15 protein-coding genes are annotated in these 23,864 nt (G+C 36.9%); 9 read left to right on the top strand and 6 right to left on the bottom strand.

The window, feature by feature from the left end:
* Positions 1-6: 6 nt before the first annotated feature.
* The 4 genes from pafA to AO058_RS02255 are packed head-to-tail and all read right to left on the bottom strand — an operon-like array spanning position 7 to position 5,556.
* Positions 7-1,644 (bottom strand): alkaline phosphatase PafA, encoded by a 1,638-nt coding sequence (gene pafA, locus AO058_RS02270; protein WP_075325037.1) that lies wholly within the window; start codon positions 1,642-1,644, stop codon positions 7-9.
* A 34-nt stretch (positions 1,645-1,678) separates the two neighbouring features.
* Complete coding sequence (locus tag AO058_RS02265) at positions 1,679-2,413, bottom strand: MIP/aquaporin family protein (protein WP_075325036.1); 735 nt, start codon at positions 2,411-2,413, stop codon at positions 1,679-1,681.
* Between the two features lie 6 nt (positions 2,414-2,419).
* Positions 2,420-3,910, bottom strand: a complete 1,491-nt coding sequence (glpK, locus tag AO058_RS02260) for a glycerol kinase GlpK (RefSeq protein ID WP_075325035.1) — start codon at positions 3,908-3,910, stop codon at positions 2,420-2,422.
* 2 nt (positions 3,911-3,912) lie between these two features.
* Complete coding sequence (locus AO058_RS02255) at positions 3,913-5,556, bottom strand: glycerol-3-phosphate dehydrogenase/oxidase (protein ID WP_075325034.1); 1,644 nt, start codon at positions 5,554-5,556, stop codon at positions 3,913-3,915.
* A 364-nt stretch (positions 5,557-5,920) separates the two neighbouring features.
* Between AO058_RS02255 and AO058_RS02250 the strand changes: the two genes are divergently transcribed.
* From AO058_RS02250 to AO058_RS02220, 7 genes are all read left to right on the top strand, one after another.
* On the top strand, positions 5,921-7,498 hold the full coding sequence (locus AO058_RS02250) for a calcineurin-like phosphoesterase C-terminal domain-containing protein (RefSeq protein WP_075325033.1): 1,578 nt from the start codon (positions 5,921-5,923) through the stop codon (positions 7,496-7,498).
* 230 nt (positions 7,499-7,728) lie between these two features.
* Positions 7,729-9,972 carry a LamG domain-containing protein gene (locus AO058_RS02245; protein WP_083634121.1) on the top strand — a complete coding sequence of 748 codons (2,244 nt, stop codon included), beginning with the start codon at positions 7,729-7,731 and terminating at the stop codon, positions 9,970-9,972.
* A gap of 100 nt (positions 9,973-10,072) precedes the next feature.
* Positions 10,073-11,419, top strand: a complete 1,347-nt coding sequence (locus AO058_RS02240; protein WP_075325031.1) for a Gfo/Idh/MocA family protein — start codon at positions 10,073-10,075, stop codon at positions 11,417-11,419.
* Between the two features lie 17 nt (positions 11,420-11,436).
* The gene (locus AO058_RS02235) at positions 11,437-12,198 is read left to right on the top strand and encodes a 3-keto-disaccharide hydrolase (protein WP_075325030.1); all 762 of its coding nucleotides are present in this window, start codon (positions 11,437-11,439) and stop codon (positions 12,196-12,198) included.
* Between the two features lie 272 nt (positions 12,199-12,470).
* Positions 12,471-15,509, top strand: coding sequence for a SusC/RagA family TonB-linked outer membrane protein (locus tag AO058_RS02230; RefSeq protein WP_075325029.1), 3,039 nt, complete (start codon positions 12,471-12,473; stop codon positions 15,507-15,509).
* Between the two features lie 6 nt (positions 15,510-15,515).
* Positions 15,516-17,165 (top strand): RagB/SusD family nutrient uptake outer membrane protein, encoded by a 1,650-nt coding sequence (locus tag AO058_RS02225; protein WP_075325028.1) that lies wholly within the window; start codon positions 15,516-15,518, stop codon positions 17,163-17,165.
* Between the two features lie 11 nt (positions 17,166-17,176).
* Positions 17,177-18,025, top strand: a complete 849-nt coding sequence (locus AO058_RS02220) for an endonuclease/exonuclease/phosphatase family protein (protein WP_198036131.1) — start codon at positions 17,177-17,179, stop codon at positions 18,023-18,025.
* Positions 18,026-18,524: 499 nt separating this feature from the next.
* Here AO058_RS02220 and AO058_RS02215 read toward each other — a convergent pair whose 3' ends face one another.
* Both AO058_RS02215 and AO058_RS02210 read right to left on the bottom strand, forming a co-directional pair.
* The gene (locus AO058_RS02215; RefSeq protein ID WP_075325027.1) at positions 18,525-19,226 is read right to left on the bottom strand and encodes a response regulator transcription factor; all 702 of its coding nucleotides are present in this window, start codon (positions 19,224-19,226) and stop codon (positions 18,525-18,527) included.
* On the bottom strand, positions 19,216-20,484 hold the full coding sequence (locus tag AO058_RS02210) for a sensor histidine kinase (protein WP_075325026.1): 1,269 nt from the start codon (positions 20,482-20,484) through the stop codon (positions 19,216-19,218). The genes AO058_RS02215 and AO058_RS02210 overlap by 11 nt, the downstream gene beginning before the upstream one ends.
* A 155-nt stretch (positions 20,485-20,639) precedes the next feature.
* On the opposite strand from AO058_RS02210, the gene AO058_RS02205 reads away from it, so the two are divergent.
* Positions 20,640-21,782, top strand: coding sequence for a protein involved in meta-pathway of phenol degradation (locus tag AO058_RS02205; RefSeq protein ID WP_075325025.1), 1,143 nt, complete (start codon positions 20,640-20,642; stop codon positions 21,780-21,782).
* A 212-nt stretch (positions 21,783-21,994) separates the two neighbouring features.
* Complete coding sequence (locus tag AO058_RS02200; protein WP_075325024.1) at positions 21,995-23,632, top strand: GH35 family beta-galactosidase; 1,638 nt, start codon at positions 21,995-21,997, stop codon at positions 23,630-23,632.
* Positions 23,633-23,864 lie beyond the last annotated feature (232 nt).

Below are 23,864 nucleotides of genomic sequence, written 5' to 3'. Positions count from 1 at the left end.
TTAAGCTTACTGATCTAACATCATGTACAGAGGTGCTCCACTAGCTCCACTAGGGAAAGCAATGCCCAATAGGCTGGCTACAGTTGGTGCAATATCAGGGATTTCAGAGCGCTCTGTAGTACTTCCTGGCTTTACTCCTGCGCCGAAAAAGATGAGTGGAGCATGGGTGTCATATGTAAGACCGCTGCCATGAGTAGATCCGGTTTTAGAATATACAATAGTAGCAGGATTCAAGACAAAAACCACATCCCCGCTGCGTTTTTGATTAAACCCATTTTGAAGTAATTCCCTAATACCACTGCTAAAGTTAGCGCCAGTAAGTTGACTACGTGTAACTACCTTATCAATCTGAGTCTGTTGAATACAATAGAAAGCCACAGAGTTCTCCAGCTCTTCAACACCGATATTTGCGTCTTTGAGCTTTTCATAATTAAAAAATATCTGTCCATTGGAAATATTCTGAATTAAATCTTCTTCATTGAATTCATTAAACACGTATTCTTCCAGGTCCTTTGTAAATTGGATATCATCAAAATATCCACCTGGAATCTTTACCGATTGTAAATAAGATGGAACATCTACAGCTCCATGGTCTGCAGTAAGAAATATCGTGTACTCTCCTTTACCAACATAGTTATCGAGGAATTCTAACAGTTTTGCTATATTTTTATCCAAACGTAAATAGGTGTCTTCTACTTCTTTAGAGTTTACACCAAAATTATGGCCAACATAGTCTGTGCTGGAAAAGCTCAATGTTAAAAAATCTGTGATGTTATCCTGGCCAAGATTTTCTCCTTTTAAGGCTGCCAGAGCAAAATCAGTAGTTAAATCATTGCCAAAAGGTGTAGAACTAATGATACCAAAATCACCATTTTTTCCGCTTAACGATTTTAAATCGTAGGGAAAAGTGGCTGTTTCCTTTCCTGTAAATCCGCGTTCAAAATCGTTCTCGTCTATTCCACTTGCCGTATAAGTTTCAATATCGTAAAGTGTATTCCATTCTTTTAGGTAGGATTCAACCTTTCCCGAGTTGTTGAAATCCTGGACCCATTTTGGTAAATCAACCCTGTAGAATGAACTTGTGATAAACTTTCCTTCATTTCCTCCATAAAACCAATAAGCTGCATTAGCGGTATGCCCGGCTGGCAAAATTGAGCCTCGATCTTTTAACGCCACACCTATAGTTTTACCCTTCATTTGGGTATGTAATCTGTTTTGATCGCTTACAGTGGTGGTTTTGAGTAATACCGGTGACATTTTTCCGGCCTTTGAATTGGTTCCTACCGGGGATACGGAATCATCATCAGTACAATACACAGATTCTCCTTTTACTTTATCAAACCAATTATTGCCAATAATACCATGATTCATAGGGGTTGTACCTGTCCATACTGAAGCATGGCCCGGCCCAGTATAGGTTGGCACATAATTAAAATGATGATTTTTAAAATTATATCCTTCTGTGACAAGACGTTTAAATCCGTCGTCTTCAAAACGGTCCCAAAAGCGGGTAAGATAGTCGTATCGCATTTGATCCACCACAATACCTACTACGAGTTTTGGTTTTTGTGGTTCTTCTTGCTTTTGAGCGTAGTTTTTTGAAATAAATAAGAGACAAATTATTAAAAGATATTTAGCTTTCATGGATAGGGCTTTAATAAAAAATTGATAGATGAATTTAAATATTTAAAAGAAGATATATGGCCGCTGCTATAGTGGCACCAATTAAAGGACCTATAATTGGTATCCAGGAGTAATTCCAATCGCTTTCGCATTTATTTTTTATAGGAACCAGAGAATGAATAATTCTGGGACCTAGATCCCTGGCAGGATTGATAGCATAACCGGTAGTTCCTCCTAAAGAAAGACCGATAGCCCATACTAAAAAAGCAACTGGTATGGCACCCAGAGAACCCATACCTATAGGAGTTTCACTTTCATTTCCCATTACAGGATTTGTTACATAGAAAATAACGAATATTAAGGTAAAGGTTCCAATAATTTCACTTAGTAAATTTGAAAATTTATTTCTAATAGCAGGGGCTGTACTGAACGCAGCTAAATGTAATGCAGAATTACTGGTGCAATTAAAATGTTCGCGATAAATGGCCCAAACTAGAAAACTTCCAGCCATTGCACCTAACATTTGTGCACCTATAAATATAGGTACTTTAGTCCAGGGGAATTCTCCAGCTATGGATAATCCTAAAGTTACTGCAGGATTAATATGTGCGCCACTATAAGGTGCGGCGATCACTACACCTGTAAAAACCGCCAACGCCCAGCCGGTGGTAATTACTATCCAACCCCCATTATTTCCTTTCGTTCCTTTTAAAACCACGTTGGCAACCACACCATTCCCCATTAATATTAAAAACATGGTACCGATAAATTCAGCGGTAAATTCATTCATGATATTTTAGTTTTTAGACCAACAATTAGTGGTGTTTATAGCACGTTGCCAACCCTCTAGCATTTCTTTCAAGGGGATTTTATCATTAGGGTTAAAACTTTCCATAACTTTCCATTTTGCTTTTATTTCTTCTATATCTTTCCATATTCCTGCACCTAATCCGGCTAAATAAGCTGCTCCCAAAGCGGTAGTTTCCGTGATTTCAGGCCGTAAGATACGAGTATTCAGAATGTCCGCCTGGATTTGCATCAAAAGGGAATTCACCGTAGCCCCGCCATCTACCCTTAATTCTTTAATACTTATTTCGCTATCAGCTTCCATAGCTTTTACTACATCATAGGTTTGGTATGCTATGCTTTCCAAGGCAGCCCTGGCAATGTGACTTTGATTGCTTCCTCTGGTAATTCCAACAATAGTACCCCTAGCGTGTTGATTCCAGTGAGGAGCGCCTAAACCTGCAAAGGCGGGTACAAGATAAAGCCCATCAGTAGTTTCTACTTTTGCGGCTAATGCTTCTATTTCTGAAGCAGATGAAATTAATCCCATTCCATCCCGTAACCATTGTACTACAGCTCCAGCAATGAAGATGCTTCCTTCAAAAGCATAATTTACTTTATCCCCTATTTTCCAGGCAATAGTTGTAACCAATTTGTTTTTTGAAATTATGGGTTTATCACCAATATTCATTAAAAGAAAACATCCAGTACCATAGGTGTTTTTTGCCATTCCTTTTTCGGTACACATTTGTCCAAATAGAGCGGCGTGCTGATCACCTGCAATTCCGGTTATGGGAATTTTTTTCGAAAAAATCTCTCCTGAAGTCATAGATAGATCTCCACTGGAATCACAAACTCTGGGAAGCATGCTTTTTGGAATTTTAAACAAAGCTAATAGATCCTCGTCCCATTCTAAGGTATGAATATTATAGAGTAAGGTTCGAGAAGCGTTTGTTACATCCGTTATATGGTCTTTACCATTACTTAAATTCCAAACCAGCCAGGAATCAATAGTTCCTAAGGCCAGTTTTCCTGCTTTGGCTTTTTCTTTAGCCCCTACAACGTTTTCGAGTATCCACCTGACTTTGGTAGCGAGAAAATAAGCATCTAAAACTAAACCGGTTTTTTCTCTTACCATCTCTTCGTGTCCCTCTTTTTTCAAAAAATCGCAATAGTCAGAGGTCCTACGATCTTGCCAAACTATGGCGTTATATACTGGTTCTCCTGTTTCACGATCCCATACCACCGTGGTTTCTCTTTGGTTGGTGATTCCTATTGCCTGAATATCATCTGACTTAAGTTTAGCTTTGGAAACTACTTCCGCAGCGACACTGATCTGGGAAGACCAAATTTCTCCTGGATCATGTTCAACCCAGCCAGGTTTTGGAAATATTTGCTCAAATTCTTTCTGCGCAACAGAAACCGGGCTTCCATTTTTATTGAATATAATAGCCCTGGAGCTCGTGGTTCCCTGGTCAAATGATAGTATATACTTTTCCATAATTATTTGGTTTCTATTTCTTGGGATTTTCTATTTACTGGGTTATAAGGTTCGGGTAAGTAATTTTGTGCCATTTTAATGAAATTTTTTATCTGGTGATTTTGCCAGGAAGAATCTTTTCCTAAAACATCAGCCATGATTATTGCCGTTTCTTCAGCTGCATCAATAGCTGCTCTTGCATCCAAAAATAACAAACGCGTTCTTCTGGCTAAAAAATCTTCTATTGTTCTGGCCATCTCATACTTTGCCGCCCATACCACTTCAGCTTTCAGAACTGGAAATTCTGGGTTAAGTCGTTCCTGTAGTTTTGGATTCTCCTCGGCTAATTTCATAATTAAGTCTGCATCACTACCGTAAATATCTAGATGATTCCCCGTTACTTTCTGGGTAGCACCGTGTATTTTTAAATGATCAGTTTTACTGGGTGATTTTTTCAAATTCCCCGTTTCAATAGCGAAATCAACGGTGTCTTCAGCCATTTTACGATAGGTAGTCCATTTTCCCCCGGTAATCGTTATAAGGTTAGATCTGGAAACCGTTAGTTTATGATCTCTGGAAATTTCTTTAGTTCCTTTGTCTTTATTAGGCTGCACTAATGGTCTCAAACCCGCAAACACACTTAAAATATCTTTCTTAGATGGTTTCCTGGTTAGGTATTCTTCAAGATTGTTTAATATAAAGTCTATTTCACTATCAAGGGCACTTGGTTCCAAAAGGTGCTGTTCTACAGGGGTGTCGGTAGTTCCTACAAGAAGATGGTCGTGCCACGGCAGTGCAAACAATACTCTTCCATCTGAAGTTGAAGGAATCATTAGCGCGTGATCACTTTTCATAAAAGATTTATCTAACACTAAATGAATTCCCTGGCTTGCCTTAACTAACGGGATTTTCGAAGAATCATTCATCTTAAGAATGTTATCTACAAAAACCCCCGTGGCATTGATGACAACTTTCGATTTAAAATTATACACGTTGCCGCTTTCGATATCTTTTGCTTTTACACCCGTTATTTTTTTGTTTTCATCCTTGCTAAGTTCGGTTACTTCAAAGTAATTAAGAAGATTGGCCCCTTGCTCAGCTGCACTTTGGGCTAAATTTATTGCAAGACGTGTATCGTCAAACTGCCCATCGAAATAAAGCACTCCTCCATTAAGGTTTTTTTTATTTATGTTTGGTAAATGGCTTAAAGTTTCCTCTCTGTTCAAGAATTTAGTTTTTTGAAATCTTAAACTTTTTGCCATCCAATCATAAATCTTCAAGCCAATTCCATAATAATACTTGTCCCAGGCTTTATAGCTTGGAATTATAAAAGGTAGCATTTTTACAAGATGAGGTGCATTCTTAATCATTAGCCCTCTCTCTTTCAGGGCATCCATAACTAAGCCTAAGTTTCCCTGCGCTAGATATCTTACTCCTCCATGTACAAGCTTTGTGCTTCTACTCGACGTCCCATTTGCGAAGTCTGCCTGCTCTAAAAGTAATGTTTTAAGGCCTCTTGAGCTGGCATCCAGAGCTGTCCCCAGTCCTGTTGCCCCTCCGCCAATAATTATTACATCCCAAATTTTAGAAAGGTCTAATTTAGAAAGTATGTGATCTCTTTTAAAAGAATCATTATCCGAATTCTCACGAGTATTTGTTTTTTTCATTCTATTTTGACTAATATTCTGTTTCAAATATATTATCAAAATGAAACTAAAACAAACAAAAAGTAATTTTTTATACTTATTTTTGATTTTAAATTATTTTGTTTGTTTATTTGATGTAGTAAGAATTTGACAAATAGACCCAAAAACAATGATATGATAAGAATTAATTCGTTTTATATGCTGGATAAATCCTGACCTCCAAATGAAACTACTGAAACCTCCTAAGCTGAAATCTAAGAGAGAAAATATCTGGAGACATCTTAGGTATGACGTACATTCATTAGAAGATATAACCTTTTGATTACGTTTTATAAATAATAGCTTTCAATTTAAAACTGAAATTTACACCTCAAAATAGATTAGCATGAAGATTTTTAAACTTATTACTTATTTATTAATTACAATCCCTGGGTTGGTAATAGCGCAAAACGCAACAGGCACTATCTTCGAAGATAAAAACGGTAACGGAAAGCTGGATTCCAATGAAGCAGGAATACCAAATGTTGCCGTAACCAATGGCGAAAATGTAGTGCTTACAGACAAAAAGGGAAAATATAAATTACAGGCCTCCAACGATTTTATCATTTCCGTAATCAAACCTTCTGGATATGATTATCCAGTAAACGAAAATAATTTACCTCTATTTTATTATAACCATAAACCCAAGGGCTCACCAGATCTAAAATATGAAGGGGTTGAAGCTACGAGTGATTTACCGAGGAAATTGGATTTCCCTTTAATTAAAAACGACGATGAAAAAGAAAATTTTTCAGCTTTGATATTTGGGGACCCCCAGGTGTATAATGAAGATCAAGTGAGTTATTTTGAAAAAGGTCTGGTTTCCCAGGTAAATAAAAATGAAAATATATTATTTGGAATTTCGCTGGGAGACCTTGTAGGAAATAATTTAGATTTATTTAATCCATATATCCAGGTAATAAAAAAAATAGAACTACCGTGGTATAATGTTTTGGGTAATCACGATCTCAATTTTGATGTGGATAGGGATGAGCATAGTGATGAAACTTTTGAAAAGTTTTTCGGTCCTTCTAATTATGCTTTTAATTATGGTAAGGTACATTTTATTGTCCTGGATGATATATTATACCCGGATCCGCGGGATAATAAAGGATATTGGGGAGGTTTTAGGGAAGACCAACTTAACTTTATTGAAAACGACTTAAAACATGTTCCCAAAGATCATTTAATTGTTCTGTCTTTCCATATTCCATTAAGCGAACCTAATGGAGACGCTTTTAGGAATGAGGATAGGCAACGACTGTTTGAAATATTAAAAGATTTCCCAAATACTCTTTCTCTCTCGGCACATACCCATATTCAGAAACAGGATTTCTTTAATAAAGATGACGGCTGGCACGGAGAAAACCCCCATCACCATTTTAACGTGGGAACAACTAGTGGGGATTGGTATTCCGGTAAACTCAATGATAATGGTATTCCAGTATCAACTATGCGTGACGGGACACCTAAGGGGTATGCAGTTATAAATTTTAAGGATAATAAATACACCATAGATTACCAGGTTGCAGGTGAGTCCAAAGATTATAAAATGCAGATATTTTCGCCTAGAGTAGTGGCTAAGGACCAAAATACCAAGGCAGGTATTTATGTTAATTATTTTATGGGAAGCGAAAATGATAAAGTTGAATACCGAATTGATGACGGATCGTGGTCAGTTATGAAATATGTAGAAGATTATGATCCATCTTACGTAGCTATGGTTTATGAATGGGATTTAACCGAAGAATTGTTTTCCGGTAGACGACCATCTAATCCTATTAAAAGTAAACACCTATGGCGTGCAAAGATTCCAACGAAATTAGCCGAAGGAGTTCATACTATTGAAGTAAAAGTTGAAGATATGTTTGGAAGAATATTTACGCAGACCCACGAGTACAGGATAGTTCCACGAGATAAATAGTAGATTAATTTATCCACTAAAATTTATAGTTGAAAATGCCCATCCTAATACGATGAGCATTTTCTTTTTAATATGGATTCCTAAATATTTACTTCAGAAATTAAATTTTGTTTCTTAAGTGTTAGAGACTACGAGCTTATAAATAAAATGGGAAGTGCATCAGGTTGTCGAACCAAAACTCTGAGTTTTTTTACTAACTTTCTCCCACTTTAACCTCTGTTTAAAAACCTATGATGAGATTTTTCATTTTAGTTGCTATTTTATGGAGTGTTTGCAGCTGGGGGCAAAACAAACATCCTGATTCCTTGTGGCTTTCAAAATCAGAAAGGCTAGATTTTCCAGGTGATCTACAAAAAGGATATAATGCCTTTTTTATTGAAACCATACCTGAATTTCAAAGCAATTTTAATGGTCTGAAGCCATTATTTACTTCCGAAAAGCAGATTCTTTTTATACATGATTTTAAGCCGAAAGAATTACAGAATATTTCCCCGGACACATTAAAAATATCCAGTAATCTTTTTGAATCCTCAGAAGAAATAAAGCTGTTTATTGTAGAAAATAAACGATTTAATAATATCCTTTATCAGCCTGATTCCCTTACTGATTTAGGACTTTGTAAAGAATTTAACCGCGTTAATACAGACAGTTTAAAAAGTAAAAAAGAGATCGATTTTTTTCTGCAAGATTTATTACATACGAAGGGAGTGGTACCGGATCTTATTGTATCTCCTTATATAGCGGATATAGGATATTTAAAAGAGAAGTACTATAAAGAGCCAGTATATAGAGCGAAGGTTACATATAATAATGAAGAATTAAATAATGTAAGTTGGAAAGAATTCCCCCATTTAGAAACCTGTGGTGTCTTTAGAACCAGTGATTCGACCTTATCACCGCAAAAAAGGGGATTTATGTTTTCTCCTGACATCTACAATTTTACCGATAAGAATACAAGAATCTCCGGCCCTAAAACCTTTCGCGCCATAAAATATGAATTAGGGGAAAGGTTAAGATACTCCTTACCTCTGGAGGATGAAATTAATAATCTGGCAAATCGGACTGACAAAAGTACTCCAACAGATATAGATTTTGTAGAAGATATAAATAGAGAAAAAAGCGTCAGTATTTTTAATGGTGCCTCGAGTTACATAGATATTAGGAATAAACCGGAGGAGTGGCTAGAAGAAATAAGTATTAGCGCCTGGATAAAACCTGATGAGGTAGATGGAAGTTTTAGTTTAATTGGTAAAGGGGAAGCCTTCTCAGCTAAAATTTATTTTGGTAGATTACAATTTACTACTACCGGAATTAAAGATCATACTACCTCAAAGCGTGTAATAAAAAAGGGGGAGTGGACTCATGTAGCTTTTGTATATGTGCCAAAACAAAAGCTTTATTTGTATGTAAACGGGAGTTTGGTAGAGGAGATAGCTGCTTCGGATATTCGACAGACCGATCATGCCTTACTCATAGGAACAAATCTCTGGGGTCAATACTATTCCGGACTAATGAGTGATTTAAAAATATGGGATAGAGCATTAAGTGATGATGAAATCAAAAGTGTTTATTTGGAGAAAACGGATGATAATCATCATTCTTTCCTTGCCGATAATTGGTTGTATTTATCCGGTCTTTTTTTGATTCTAATAATCCCTGCATTCTTTATTTTCCGAAAAAAGCCCACAGCAAAACAAGAAACCCCGACCCTGGAGGACAAAGCCCTGGCTCCAATTCATCAAAATATCAAACTAAACAGCATTAACTTACTAAATGGGTTTAAGGTGTGGAACTTGAATGGAGAAGATATAACTTCTAAGTTTTCTCCAAAGCGCCGAGAACTATTAATCCTGATCTTATTATTTACATTGAAGGATAGCGGAATTACCTCCAAAAAACTCAGTGATATCCTTTGGCCTGGGTTTACTGCTCAAAACAAAAAAAATAACAGAAGTACTCAAATAAAGGAATTAAGAAAAATTTTAGAGAAACAGCTTGAATCTGAAATCTTGTTTGACGAAAAGAAATGGCAACTTGAAATTGCAGAAAATGGTAAAATAGATGTCTTCACTCTAAATAAAATACTACCTGATTTTTGGTCATCAGAAAAGGAAATTCATTCTGAGGTTCAGGCTATTGAATTTGCCAGAATTGTTTCAAAAGGCCCTTTATTACCCCAGGTAGAGGTAGAATGGCTTGATGCTATTAAAGCCGAATATAATTCCAGGGTATTGGACTTATTAAGTCCATTTCTTGAAAATGAAGTTTTAAATAGCGCTGAAAAAATTGAAGTTATTGAAGCAATTTTGGTGGTAGATCCTTTATTTGAACCTGCAGTTAGGAAAAAAGTTTCCTGTTTATTACAACAGGAAAAATATGGTTCCGCAAAAAAAACCGTAGAAAACTATAAAAAACTTTACGAAAGCTATTACAACGAGACTATTGACCCGGAATTTATGAAAATAGTTAAATAAATCAGAAATTTCTTCATTTTTTACCCCATTTATTACCCCTAACATTACTTCTTCCTTAGTTAGATTTACGCAGTTAAAAAATTAAATCTATCTAATAACTATGAAGAATAATAGACGTTCTTTTATAAAAAAACTGGGGGTAGCAGGAGCCACTGCGGCCATTATCCCTTCAGTTTTTGCCTCAGAAGGGAAACCCTTAAATTTTCTTAATAGAATCGAAACTAAAAGAAACACCAAGCCAATAGCTATAGCGTTAATTGGAGCTGGAGGGATGGGGGTTGCAGATACCAATACCGCTCTACAGCATGACAATATTAATTTACTTGCCGTTTGTGATTTATATGAGGGTAGATTGGAAGAATCCAAAGAACGATGGGGTAGTGACCTGTTCCTTACCAAAAAGTACGAAGATATCCTTAAGCGTGATGATATTGATGCGGTGATAATTGGTACGCCAGATCATTGGCATAAAAAAATCAGTATTGATGCTTTAAAGGCAGGTAAACATGTGTACTGTGAAAAACCGATGGTCCATTCTATAGAGGAGGGGCATGAGGTAATTAAAGCATGGGAAAAATCGGGAAGAATTTTTATGGTTGGGAGCCAGGGTCTTTCTTCTCTTGGTAATGAAAAAGCCAAGCAATTACTGGAAGCAGGTGCAATTGGAGAAATTAATTATGCGGAAGGATTTTGGGCCAGAAACTCTCCTTTAGGGGCGTGGCAATATCCTATTCCTAATGATGCCTCCCAGGAAACAGTAGATTGGAAGAAGTTTATTGAGCCTACTACCAAAAGACCATTTGATGAAGATCGTTTTTTTAGATGGAGAAACTATACCGATTATGGTACCGGGATGTCCGGTGATTTATTCGTACATCTTTTTTCAAGCCTTCATTTTATAACGGGTTCTTATGGCCCAAACAAAGTAGCAGCTACGGGTGGATTAAGATATTGGAAGGACGGCAGAGAAGTTCCGGATGTATTAATGGGAATGTTTGATTATCCAGATACCGATAACCACCCGGCATTCAATCTTTCTTTACGCTGTAATTTCGTAGATGGCACCAGTGGAAGTACTTATTTAAAAATTGTGGGTAGTAAAGGATCCATGGATGTTACCTGGGACGATGTTATGCTTAAACAAAACACGGCTTCGAATGATAATGATCCATTTACGGCAGAGAAGGCATCTGAAGAAAGTATGACCCGTAGCGATCGAAAAAAGATCTTACCCCCTTCCAATACCTTTTACGAAGCTGAACGCGGTTATAAGGGCGCTCATTACGATCACTTCGCTAATTTTTTCCATGCTATTAGAACAGGCGGAACCGTAGTAGAAGATCCTGTATTCGGATTTAGAGCTGCTGCACCTGCATTGTTATGCAATGACAGTTATCGACAAAATAAATTTATTCAGTGGGATCCAGAACAAATGAAAATAGTATAACCTTTTAAAATATAAAAATGAAAAAAATAATACTAAGCATATTTACTCTTGCGTGCCTGGTGGCTTGTAAAAATGAAGGTAAAGATTCAGATAAAACAGAAATAAAAGAAAAGGATAATGTAGAAACTATAGCGGCCAATGAAAGAGATGAGCAGTGGCAATATCTTTTTGATGGGGAAAATGCTGAAGGCTGGCGGGGGTTTAATGAGAAAAATGCAGAGGGTCTTCCAGAGGGTTGGGTCGTAGAAAATGGAACTTTAAAATCCCTGGGAAAAGGTGGTGATATAGGTGGTGATATCGTGTACGGAGAAGAGAAGTTTGAAAACTTTGAACTGTATTTGGAATGGAAGATATCGCAGGAAGGTAATAGTGGGGTGTTTTATCACGTAGTTGAAGACGAAGCCTATGACTCCCCGTATTATGCAGCTCCCGAATATCAGATTATTGATCAGAAAGGTTTTCCTCAGGAATTAAAACCCTGGCAATCTATTGGGGCAGATTATGGGATGTATGACCCTGAGTATGATGAAGATAATCTTAAAGAAGTGGGAGAATGGAATACCACAAGAATTAGGTTTACTCAGGATAAAGTTACTTACTGGCTAAACGGTCAAAAGACGGTGGAATTTGAGCCTTGGTCAGAAGAATGGGAACAAAGAAAAAAAGAAGGGAAATGGAAAGATTTTCCTGATTACGGTACGGCAAAATCCGGTCTAATTGGCTTACAGGATCACGGCAGCTATACCTGGTTCAGGAATATAAAAATTAAAAAGCTTTAGAATGTATAGTAGTTCTCTATCAGCGGACAGAAAATTTTTCATTTTCAAATGAAAAAATAAAACAGGTTAACGGAAAAGTTGCGCTTAAGATTCACGAGGGGTAAAGGCCCTGGGGTGAAATATTAACCTAAGACATCTTTAGTTAACTGATTTGAAATGATTTTTTCATAATTATTTAAAATCAACTTTTTAGGATGAGATTCAATTAAGCCGACATTTGAAGCCTTCTAAAAATTAACCAATATGAATAACTAAAAACTAAAAATTAAATTATGACGAAAAACATTAAAAAGGTACTTATAGTACTTTGTACCCTTTTCAGCTGGGTGGGCTTTGCTCAGGAGAGAGAAGTATCCGGAAGGGTATTAGATGACGAGGGATTACCTATTCCAGGGGTAACCGTTGCAGAAGATGGTACTTCTAATGGTACCGTTACCGACATGGAAGGTGAGTTTGAATTCAGTGTTACAGATGATGAAAATACTACTTTGATTTTCTCCTTTTTGGGTTTTCAAACTCAGGAGATTATGCTAAATGGGCAAACTGAATTTGAAATAGTTTTAGAAGAGAGTTCTGAAGGTCTAAACGAAGTAGTAGTAGTAGGATACGGTACACAAAAGAAGGCTAATTTAACCGGAGCGGTAAGTCAGGTCGATTCAGAAACTCTGGAAGATCGCCCTATTACTAATGTGAGTTCTGGTCTTCAGGGCTCAATGGCAGGAGTTACTGTTACAGGAGCTTCCGGAGCTCCTGGTAATAATTCCGGCGATATCAGGATTCGTGGAATTGGAACCTGGGGTAATGCTTCTCCCTTAATAGTTATAGACGGGGTGCCGGGTGGAAATTTAGATATATTAAACCCAAGTGATATAGAAAGTATATCTGTATTAAAAGATGCCGCTTCTTCCTCTATTTATGGTGTAAGGGGTGCGAACGGAGTTATTGTTGTGACTACAAAATCTGGTAAAGGGGGAGAACCTACCCTTTCCTATAATACCTATTACGGTATGCAGCGTCCCACAGCTATTCCCGAAAAACTTGGTTCTCCCGAATATATGGAGTTGTTAAATGAGTCACAAATCAATGTGGGTAGAAACCCTACTTATTCTGAAGAAGAGATTCAAATCGCTCGAGATGGTTCAGATCCCAATTATTACGCGAATACTAACTGGGTAAATGAAGTGTACAAAGACTATGCTCCGCAAGAAAGTCATAATCTGAGTGTAAATGGAGGGGAAGAAAATCTTAATTACTATCTCTCTTATGGGTTACTTAAAGAAGGTGGTTTAGTAGTAGGTGATAAGTTTGAAGCCAAACGACACAATATTAGAGCTAAGGTAAGTACTACTTTATTAGATAGGATTGAATTAAATACCAACCTCGGGTATATTGACAGAAATTATATCGGATCTTCTCAGGGATTCGCCCCACTTTACCAGGCTCTTACTGTCAGACCATTGGTTCCTGTTAGAAATACAAATGGAGGTTGGGGATATATAGGAGGTTCAAGTAATCCTGTAGCTACGGCGTATGAAGCGGGAACTAATGATTTTACTTCTGAGGAATTTACAGCCAATGTTGACGCAGCAATAAGAATTTTCGATGGATTTAAAATTCGCGGAAGGTATGGTTTGGTGAAATACAACTCAAGAAGAAATGTATTTGATAGAACTGTAAATTATTATGATGCCGATACTGGTAATCTAGTTTGGCAGATTAATAACCCGAGTCAGATTACAACAAGTAGTTATAAAGGTACCTACCAGACCTTTGTTGGTACGGCCGAATTTGATAGAACCTTTGCTGAAGATCATAGTGTTCAGGCCCTATTAGGGGTTTCCCAGGAGGAAACCATAAACGATGATTTATCGGCATCAAGAACTGATGTAGCGTCTACTTCTGTGGGCCATATTAATCTAGGAACCGATAATCAAAGAAATAGTGGGGGTAATGCACAAAATGCCTTACAATCTGTATTTGGAAGATTAAATTATGCATTTAAAGACAAGTATTTAGCCGAAGCAAATTTTAGATATGATGGGTCTTCTCGTTTTGCTAAAGATGTTCGTTGGAATTTGTTCTCTTCCGCCTCTTTAGGTTGGGTTTTTACTGAAGAAGAATTTTTAGAAAATGATATCTTGGATTTTGGGAAAATTCGTGCTTCTTACGGAACCCAGGGAAATGACAGGATTGCCGACTGGGCATTTATGGATGTTCTTGGACCGGTAAGTACAATGCCAATAGGAAATGCTGTAACCATTGGTTATAGACAAACGGCTGTTGGGAATGAACTCTTAACCTGGGAATCTGCTGAAAAATTAAATGTTGGTTTAGATCTTAGCTTTTTAGATAATCGATTAAACATCACGGCAGATTATTTTGAGAATAATACCAACAATATTTTATTGAGATTACCTATTCCAGACGTTTTTGGAGGTCCTGCTTACCCATATCAAAATGCCGGTTCTGTAGAAAATACAGGTTGGGAACTGGAACTGGGATGGAGAGATCAAATAAAAGAATTTAATTATGATTTGAATTTCAACATCTCCGATGTTCGTAACGAGGTTACTGATCTTGGAGGGACTGAACCTACAATTGGAGACCGAATTCGAAGGGTGGGGGATCCACTAGATGCATTTTATGGTTTAGTAGCCGATAGGATAGCACAAGAATCTGATTTCACTTATGATGCAGGTTCGGATACTTATATTCCAAACTTCCCTTATATCCAGGGGGACCCGGTACAGCCCGGAGATTTAATTTATAAAGATTTAAATGGAGATGGAGAAGTAGACTTGGTTAATGATAGGAAAGTTATTGGAAGTCATATTCCAAGATATACCTATGGTTTCCGTGGAGATTTTGACTACAAAAATTTTGATCTAAGTGTATTTATTCAAGGTGTAGGAAAAGTGAACGGGTTACTGACGGGAACGGCGCGTCATGCGTTAATTTCTGAAAGTGCTATTCCACAAGCTGTTCATTTGGATAGATGGACGCCTGAAAACACAAATGCCTCCTATCCCCGATTGACCTATCAACAATCTTATAATCAAAGATTATCTACTTATTGGTTAGAAGACGCGTCTTATATAAGATTGAAAAATGTTCAGGTTGGATATACACTACCGGAGAATTTTACAAGCAGATTTAGAGTAGATCGTTTAAGAGCGTATGTGTCGGGCGAAAATTTACTGACGTTTACTGATTATTTTGACGGTTACGATCCTGAATCTCCCGTAAGTAGTGGAAGTTTTTATCCACAGATAAGGACATTTACTATCGGTCTAAACATTAACTTAAAGTAAAAAAAGATGAAGAAAATAGCTGTATTTAGTGTGATACTGAGCATGTTTTGCTTAGTAGGGTGTGAAAAAGATTTTCTGGATCGAGCACCAAATGATGAACTAACTGATGAAACCTTTTGGGAGAACGAAGAACACCTTAGGTTGGCTGCGAATGCATTATATGCCAATGTGAAAGCTAAGAATACTGTTGACCAGGAAAATATGGGGGACAATACCTTGTGGCCTTCCACAACCCAGTATCAACGTATAGGAAGTGGAAATTACAATTCAGATTTAAATACCCTGAATACAGAATGGACCACACAATATCGCGGGATTCGCCAGGCTAATTCCTTTTTGGCTAACTATCAAAAAGCAGAAGTTGATGATCCTTTGGTTGCTGAGAGATATGCTGCCGAAGTACGGGTGATAAGAGCATTAATGTACCTTTATATAACAGAGTTCTGGGGCGATATGCCTTTAGTAACAGAGCCACTTAATATTGATGAGCTTATGATACCTCGAGATCCTAAAGAGGAAGTAGTGGATTTTGTACTCAATGATTTAGAAGATGCTGCTCAGTACCTACCTGAAGAGATACCTTCAGGAGAAAATCTGGGTAGAATGAATAAAGGTGCAGCCCTTGCATTAAAAGCCAGGATGGCATTGTATAATGAAAGATACGATGTTGCTGAAGATGCTGCTAAAAGAGTAATGGATATGGGGGTTTATGAATTGTATTCTACCGGAAATCCAGAAAGTGATTACTATGATTTATTTACTTATGAAGGAAAACTTGCCAATGGTAATAACAAAGAAACTATTATTGCCAGGCTATCTTTAGAGGATGAAGCTATGCATAATCTTAGCCGGGAAATACACGTTCCCGATCAGGTTATTCGATGGAACCCAACCAAATCCTTGGTAGATTCTTATTTAATGGCTGATGGATTACCAATTGATAAGTCGCCTTTATATAGTGTTGAAACTTATGAAGACGTTTTTGAAAATAGAGATCCAAGAATGACACAAACTATTTTAGAACCAGGTTCTGAATGGGGTGGTCGTTATGATGGCCGGGAAAATAATGAAAATCCAGAAATTTTTGAAGTCCCGAAATTTCAATCTGATGGACGTGGTGCTGTAACCCTGACCGGGTATTATTTTACGAAATATGCAGAACCTTCTGCAGTACCAACTTATAATCGTGATTTTAATGATATTCATTTACTGCGTTATGCGGAGGTTTTATTAACGTATGCTGAAGCCAGATTTGAACAGGGAGTTTTATCTCAGGAAGACCTGGATATATCCATCAACCTATTAAGAGAAAGAGTAGCAATGCAACCTATGGTTTTGGCTGATTTGGAATCTAATGGATTAGATCTAAGAGAGGAAATCAGAAGGGAAAGAAGAGTTGAATTAGCACTGGAAGGTCAGCGATACTTTGATATTAAACGCTGGAAACAGGGAGAATTATTAGCATCGGACGTCAAAGGAACCAATGTGAAGTGGTTACCAAATCCTGCAATGGCTGATAATTTAAGGACAGATGAGAATGGATTTATTATTGCGTTAACTGACAGGGTTTTTGACCCTGAAAGACACTATCTCTGGCCAGTACCCCTTCCTCAATTAGAAAGAAACCCCGATTTAGTACAAAATCCAGGATGGTAAATCTTATTCAAATGATCGGAATCAAATACCTAATAGGAGCCGTTTTAATGGCGGCTTCTTTTATCTCGTGTGAGGAAAGTGGTAATAAAACTGCCACGGCTAACGAAAATGAAGCGGAAAATGAAGTGGTGGTAGAGCGCACGCTAAGAGTAATGTCTTATAATATTCATCACGCTAACCCTCCCTCTATAGAAGATAAGATTGATATAGAAGCTATCGTTAAGGTAATTAAAGCAGAAAATCCTGATTTAGTTGCTCTCCAGGAAGTAGATTTTAATACTGAAAGGTCGGGAGAGGGGAACCAGGCAGAATTGATTGCTGAAGCCCTGGATATGGAATATTATTTTGCCAAAGCTATTGATTATGATAATGGTGAATATGGGAATGCAATTTTATCAAAATTCCCAATAAAGAATAGCGAAATTTTAGCTCTTCCTAACCACCCGGAAGACAATACTGAAAATAGAGTGGTAGCTTTAGGCTTAATTGAAATTAATGCAAATCAGAATATTTTGTTCGGGAGTACCCACTTAGATTATAAAACGGATTCAAAGAGCAGAATATTACAGGTGAAGAAGTTAATTGAGATGGCAAGCGAATGGAACGAGCCTTTAATATTGGGAGGAGACTTTAACGATGGTCCGAACTCAGAAACCATCCAGTTGTTAGATTCTGAACTCAAAAGGACCTGCAAAACCTGTCCACCGACTATTCCGGTGGAGAACCCTAAACGAGCAATTGATTTTATTTACTATAAACATCCTCAAGCTAAATTTCAAGTAAAATCTCATAAAGTAATTCCAGAAGAATACGCTTCAGACCATAGACCGGTTTTTGCGGAAATTGATATTGTTAAGTAGATTTTTTTATCCATTAAGTGTGTTAGTTAGTGGGAAGACCGTCTTCGATCATCGGGGGCGGTTTTCTTTTGAAAATTTTTGATTAAGTCCAATCATATTCTCTCAGAAACTGTTCGCAAGGAATGTTTGGAAGTTATTATTATCCATCCTATGGTTATTATCTTTATTTATGTATTTAAAACTATAAAATAAGGGTCCCTCTTAAAAATTGAGAAGTAAGGCTCTTCATAATTACAAAATGTTAAACTTTGTTAAAGGTGCCGAATTCGGTGAGTCCTAAAATAGGCGCTTTCGAAAGCCTTGTAAAATAAGGGTGTTTGGAAATAGTTCGAGTCTCGTCCAGACCGCATTCCGAAGCATCGGAAGCAAAAGCCTTTCAGAAATGAGAGGCTTTTGTGTGGAGTAAATTCTTGGATTGCTATAATTCCTATGCTGACTAATAATTATATCTGAAACCTTTTTTATTTTAACCGGTCTCGTATGTTGGAAAAGGATTATCTCAATTAATTTTTAAAACAAATCCTTTTTTATGCAGGTTTTCAATTTTAATATTTGGATCCCGACTTAAATACTTTCGAAGATGAGAAATGAAAACGTTTAAACTTTTTCGGTTAAAATAATCGTTTTTACCCCACAGAAGAACTAAAATGTCTTTATGGCTGCAGAGTCCATTTTTATTTTGCACCAGGTAACCTAATAATTCATTTTCTCTTCCTGTTAAATGAATCACTTCATCTTCAAAAATTAATTCCTGACTTTTAAAATTAAAAGTATATTTTCCAATAGAATGTAAGTCTCCCTGGGTTTCAGGTTCTGTTTGAGTTGGTTGAAGTCGTGATAAAAGCACCTGGATTCTGGCTACCAGTTCTTCTTCATCAATTGGTTTTTTTAAATAATCTACGGCACCAACAGAAAAACCTTTTAAAACATCTATTTTTAATGATCTGGCGGTAAGAAAAATAAAAGGCAAGTCTGGATAATTTGTCGTTATTTTTTGCGCAAGTGTAAATCCATCAATGTCAGGCAGCATAACATCCAGGATAACCAATTCGTAAGAGTGAGCTTCAACAAGATCTAAAGCTTTCTTTCCTGTTGGCGCCCAACGAACATCAAAATCCTTAATTTTTAAATATTCAGAAAGTAGATATCCTAAGGACTCATCGTCTTCTACCAATAATATTTTGTTCTTTTTAATTAACATTGATTAAGGGTATGATTATTATGATTTGTGTTCCAACTTGTAGTTTGCTTTCTAACTTAATTTGGCCTTTATGTCTTTTTATAACTTCCTGAACATAATTTAATCCGAGGCCGTAGCCTTTTACGCTATGTAAATCACCTTCAGGAACCCGGTAGAATTTTTTAAAAATACGGCGTTTTTCTTTATCTGAAATACCGCTCCCATTATCACTTATTACTATATATAAATCATTTTTCTTTGAAAAAGCTTTTAAACTAATAACAGGATCTTCAGCGTACTTTTTAGCATTATCCAGCAAATTGTTTATGGCATTTTCAAAATGGGACAGAGCAACTTTCATATTGTATGGTCCCGGTTCCAAATGGAAGTTGAAGTTAAAATTTTCCAGTTGCGAATGCAATTTAAAATCTTCACACCATTGTAGAAGTTCCGGTCGCAAGTCTTTTTCTTCGAGTTGAATATACTTTTTCCTATTCTCCAGGCTGGCAAGGTCTAATACCTGCTCAATATGTTTATTTAAGCGAGCTACCTGTTTTCTAATTTGTAAAACTATGGGCTTTTTGCTTTCTTCTATATCTGCTTCCAGGATTTTTGTGGCGACCCCAATTGAAAAGACCGGAGTTTTAAGTTCGTGAGTGAGGTTGTTAATAAAATCGTTGGTAATGGTAATGAGGTTTCTTTGCCAATAAAACAATCGCAACATCCAAATCACCACAAAAATAATAATAGCAAGGAAAAGTAAGCCAGGGATTAGCAAGCCATGCAATTGCGATAAAAAATAGGAATTGAGGTTTTTAAACTGAAGTTCAAGGGTGACTTCCTTTTCCAGCATTAGAGGAAGATAACCTTCTAATTTAATCGGGTATTTTATAATAGAATCTTTGCTGCTGAAAGTTGTTGGTGATATTAGCGTTAAACTATCATCTTCAGTGTAAAGATGGTAAGAGAAGTCGGTGTCAATTTTATTGGCCGCTAACCTATCTTTTACAAAATCATTTAAGAAATGACGGGAAGCATCCTGTAAACTGTCACGACTTAAACTAAAGTAGTTTTGGCCGGTAAGCGACTGTGCAATTAAAAAACTAAGCTGATTTTCCGCTGCAAGATCCTTTTTTAAATTGTTTCCGGCCCGTTCAATTTTCTGCTCAAACTGTACTTCAGCGAGGTTGAGTCCAATTCTTAAGTATTGATATTGTACCACGAATAATCCTACCACCGAAATGATAAATACTGCGATATAAATTTTTCTCCGTTTCAAATCGAGAACTATATTACTAAAATTTAGCTTTCAAGTTCGCAATTAGTCTTTTATTAATTCAATTAACCTTTCATTAATCTATTTGATTTTTCATTATCCAAAACCTGTACTAATTAAATCTACTTTGGTTCTTATCAATAATATAAACTACCTGTATGAAGTTAAATTGTAGCCTTTTTAGTGCATTATTATTCGGTTTATTTTTCCAACAAACAATAAACGCACAAGGCTGTGTGGCTATTAGACACTTTTCCTGTAGTATGGGGAATGAACTGGAAAGTAACTTGCTGGGGAAAGGGGATTTTCAGGTGGGGATGAATTACCGGTACTTTAAATCTTTTAGACACTTTAAGGGTACAGAAGAGGAACCGGACCGCGTTTCAAATAATACCGAAGTAATAAACTATTCCCATTCCTGGGATTTTAGTCTTAATTATGGTTTAACAGATAGATTATATGCCGGAATTACTATTCCCACCGTGCTTAACGAACGTTCTTCTTTGTATGAGCACGGACGTGAAGAAAGACATAAAACATTTTCGCGGGGACTTGCCGATATTAGATTGGGTGTTGGATATTGGCTTTTTGACCCCGTGGATCATGTAAATGGAAATTTAGCATTAGGACTTGGCTTAAAATTGCCTACCGGAAATTATAATGCGACTGATGTTTTTTATAACGTGGGTCCTGAAGGTTCGCCACAGGTGAGACCGGTAGATCAATCTATTCAGCCGGGAGATGGCGGTTTTGGGTTTACTGCTGATTTTCAGTTTTACCAGGCAATAAGCACAAATTTGTTTGTTTACGGAGGCGGATTTTATCTCTTTAATCCCAAGGAAACGAATGGAATTAGAACTTTTAGGGAAACCCTAAGTCCTATTTTGGAAAATGAATCCGTAATGTCGGTGCCAGATCAGTTTGCGTTGCGCATTGGTTTAGGTTATAGCTTATCACAAAATTTTTCTGCATCTCTTGGTGCCCGATTTGAAGGTGTTCCTGTAGAAGATGTGCTTGGCGGAAGCGGAGGATTTAGAAGGCCAGGAAACGTGCTTTCTATAGATCCCGGAATTTCTTATATGAAAAATAACTTTTCAATAAACTTAAATGTGCCTGTGGCGGTACGAAGAAACCGGCCACAAAGTGTTACCGATCTTGAAACTCAAATCGCAACCGGAGAACCCAGGAATGGAGATGCTGCATTTGCTGATTATCTAATAAATCTCGGGATCTCCTACCGAATAGGAGGAGGGAAGTCGATTTCAGAAATCGAGCCCGAGTCAAATTTACAGTTTGATTGATTAAGTCCTTATGGTGAATAATTAAACCAGGTTGAAAATAAGGCAAAAGCAAAAGCTCTGGAGTTCCGGGGCTTTTTCTTTGTGCAATAACGAGGGCTCTTACATTAATTTTTAAAGATACTGAAGGTCACAATTCGGGAGTGTAAAATAAATCTTAGTTTAGTACAATTGACTATAAAAGGTTTTCACAAAACTATTCAATTACCTATCCTATGAAAAGAATTTTATTCCTTACCCTGTTTTCTTTATTTTTTCTTTCTTCAGATTTGTTTGCGCAGGAAGCAATTCCTCGTTTACAACAAGTAGGAAATAAATATCAGTTGGTGGTTGATGGTAAGCCTTATCTTATGCTTGCGGGTGAGCTTGGAAATTCTACAGCGAGTACTATGGAATCCATGAAACCAGTTTGGCCAAGGCTGAAAGAATTAAACCTTAATACGGTGTTACTTCCTATTTACTGGGAGTTATTTGAACCAGAAGAAGGGAAATTTGATTATAAACTTATAGAAGATTTAATTCTGGAAGCTCGTAAGTATGATCTTAAACTTGTTGTACTCTGGTTTGGTTCCTGGAAGAATAGTATGTCCAGTCACGTACCTTCCTGGGTGAAGTTAAATCAAAAGAGATTCCCCAGGGCAGTAAGTAAAGAAGGGAAAAGCCAGGAGATTCTCACAGCTTTTTCAGAAAATAATATGAAGGCAGATTTGAATGCATACCAACATCTCCTTAAGTATATTAAAAAAATAGACTGCTCGCATCATACAGTTATACTTATGCAACCTGAAAATGAAATTGGAATGTTGCCCTCTGCCAGAGACTATCATTCCCTGGCAAATCAAAAATTTAAAGAAGAAGTTCCCAGGGAGCTATTGGATTATATAATCAATAATGAAGATATTTTAAATTCTGAATTTTCTGAAATTTGGAAGAATAATGGAGCCAGGGAACAAGGCAGCTGGGAAGAAGTTTTTGGAAAAGGACTTCATACGGATGAAATTTTTATGGCTTATTATTTTTCGCATTATGCCAATGAGGTTACAAAAGCAGGAAAAGAGGAATACCCGTTACCCGCATATGTTAATGCAGCACTAAACCGGCCAAATGTAAAACCGGGAGATTATCCCAGTGGAGGTCCGCTTCCCCATCTACTTGATATCTGGAAAGCAGGATCTCCTAATATCGATTTTTACGCTCCCGATTTTTATAACCCGAGGTTTAAACATTGGAACGATTTGTATGTAAGACAGGGGAATCCGTTATTCATACCCGAACATAATTTTGATAACACTGTAGCGGCAAAAGCTTTGTTCGCCATTGGGCACTACGAGGCCCTGGGATTTGCTCCATTTTCCGTAGAGCAAATACCCAGCGAAGCCTTCACGCCAAAAGAGCAGAAATTAGCGCAGGTGTATGAAATAATTCACCAAATAGAACCGATTTTAGAAGCCAATAGAGGACAAAATCGATTAGAAGGAGTTTTGCTCAATAAGGAAGTAAATGAAATGATATTTACCCTGGGAGACTATGAATTCACTGCAGAACATACCTTTAACCTTGGTTGGGAGCCCAACTCTAATGAGGATGTTTGGGAACCAGCTGGGGCAATTATTGTTCAAACAGCCGATAATGAATTTTTCTATGCGGGATATGGGGTTTCTTTAAAAATGAAAAACCTGAAAAAGCCAAATTCCAGGGTAGGAATTTTAAAAACAGATCGCGGATATTTTGAAGAAGGAAAATGGAAAGTTTTCCAGCATTTAAATGGCGATCAAACCCATCAGGGAAGGCATATTCGTTCTTTTATTGATGATGTTTCTATACAAAGGTTTACTTTATATGAGTATGATTAAATAAAAATTTATCCGATTTAATATGAAATGGAAAGGTGATATTAAACCTATTGGAATTAAAAATAGAAATTATTTCTGCCGATTAAAGAAGGGGGAAAACACCCTTTTTTAGTTTTAACGATCACATTATTATTGTGCCATCAAATGTGAGAATCGCAAAAAGATAATTACTATTTCCATAAACCTGGAGTTTAAATTCTAATTTAAATATGCTCTCTATAGTTGTTTCTTT

It is taken from the genome of Salegentibacter sp. T436, assembly GCF_001932675.1.
Taxonomy (GTDB): domain Bacteria; phylum Bacteroidota; class Bacteroidia; order Flavobacteriales; family Flavobacteriaceae; genus Salegentibacter; species Salegentibacter agarivorans.
The sequence above is the reverse complement of the archived record's forward strand: the minus strand, read 5'-3'. Positions and strand labels throughout refer to the sequence as shown.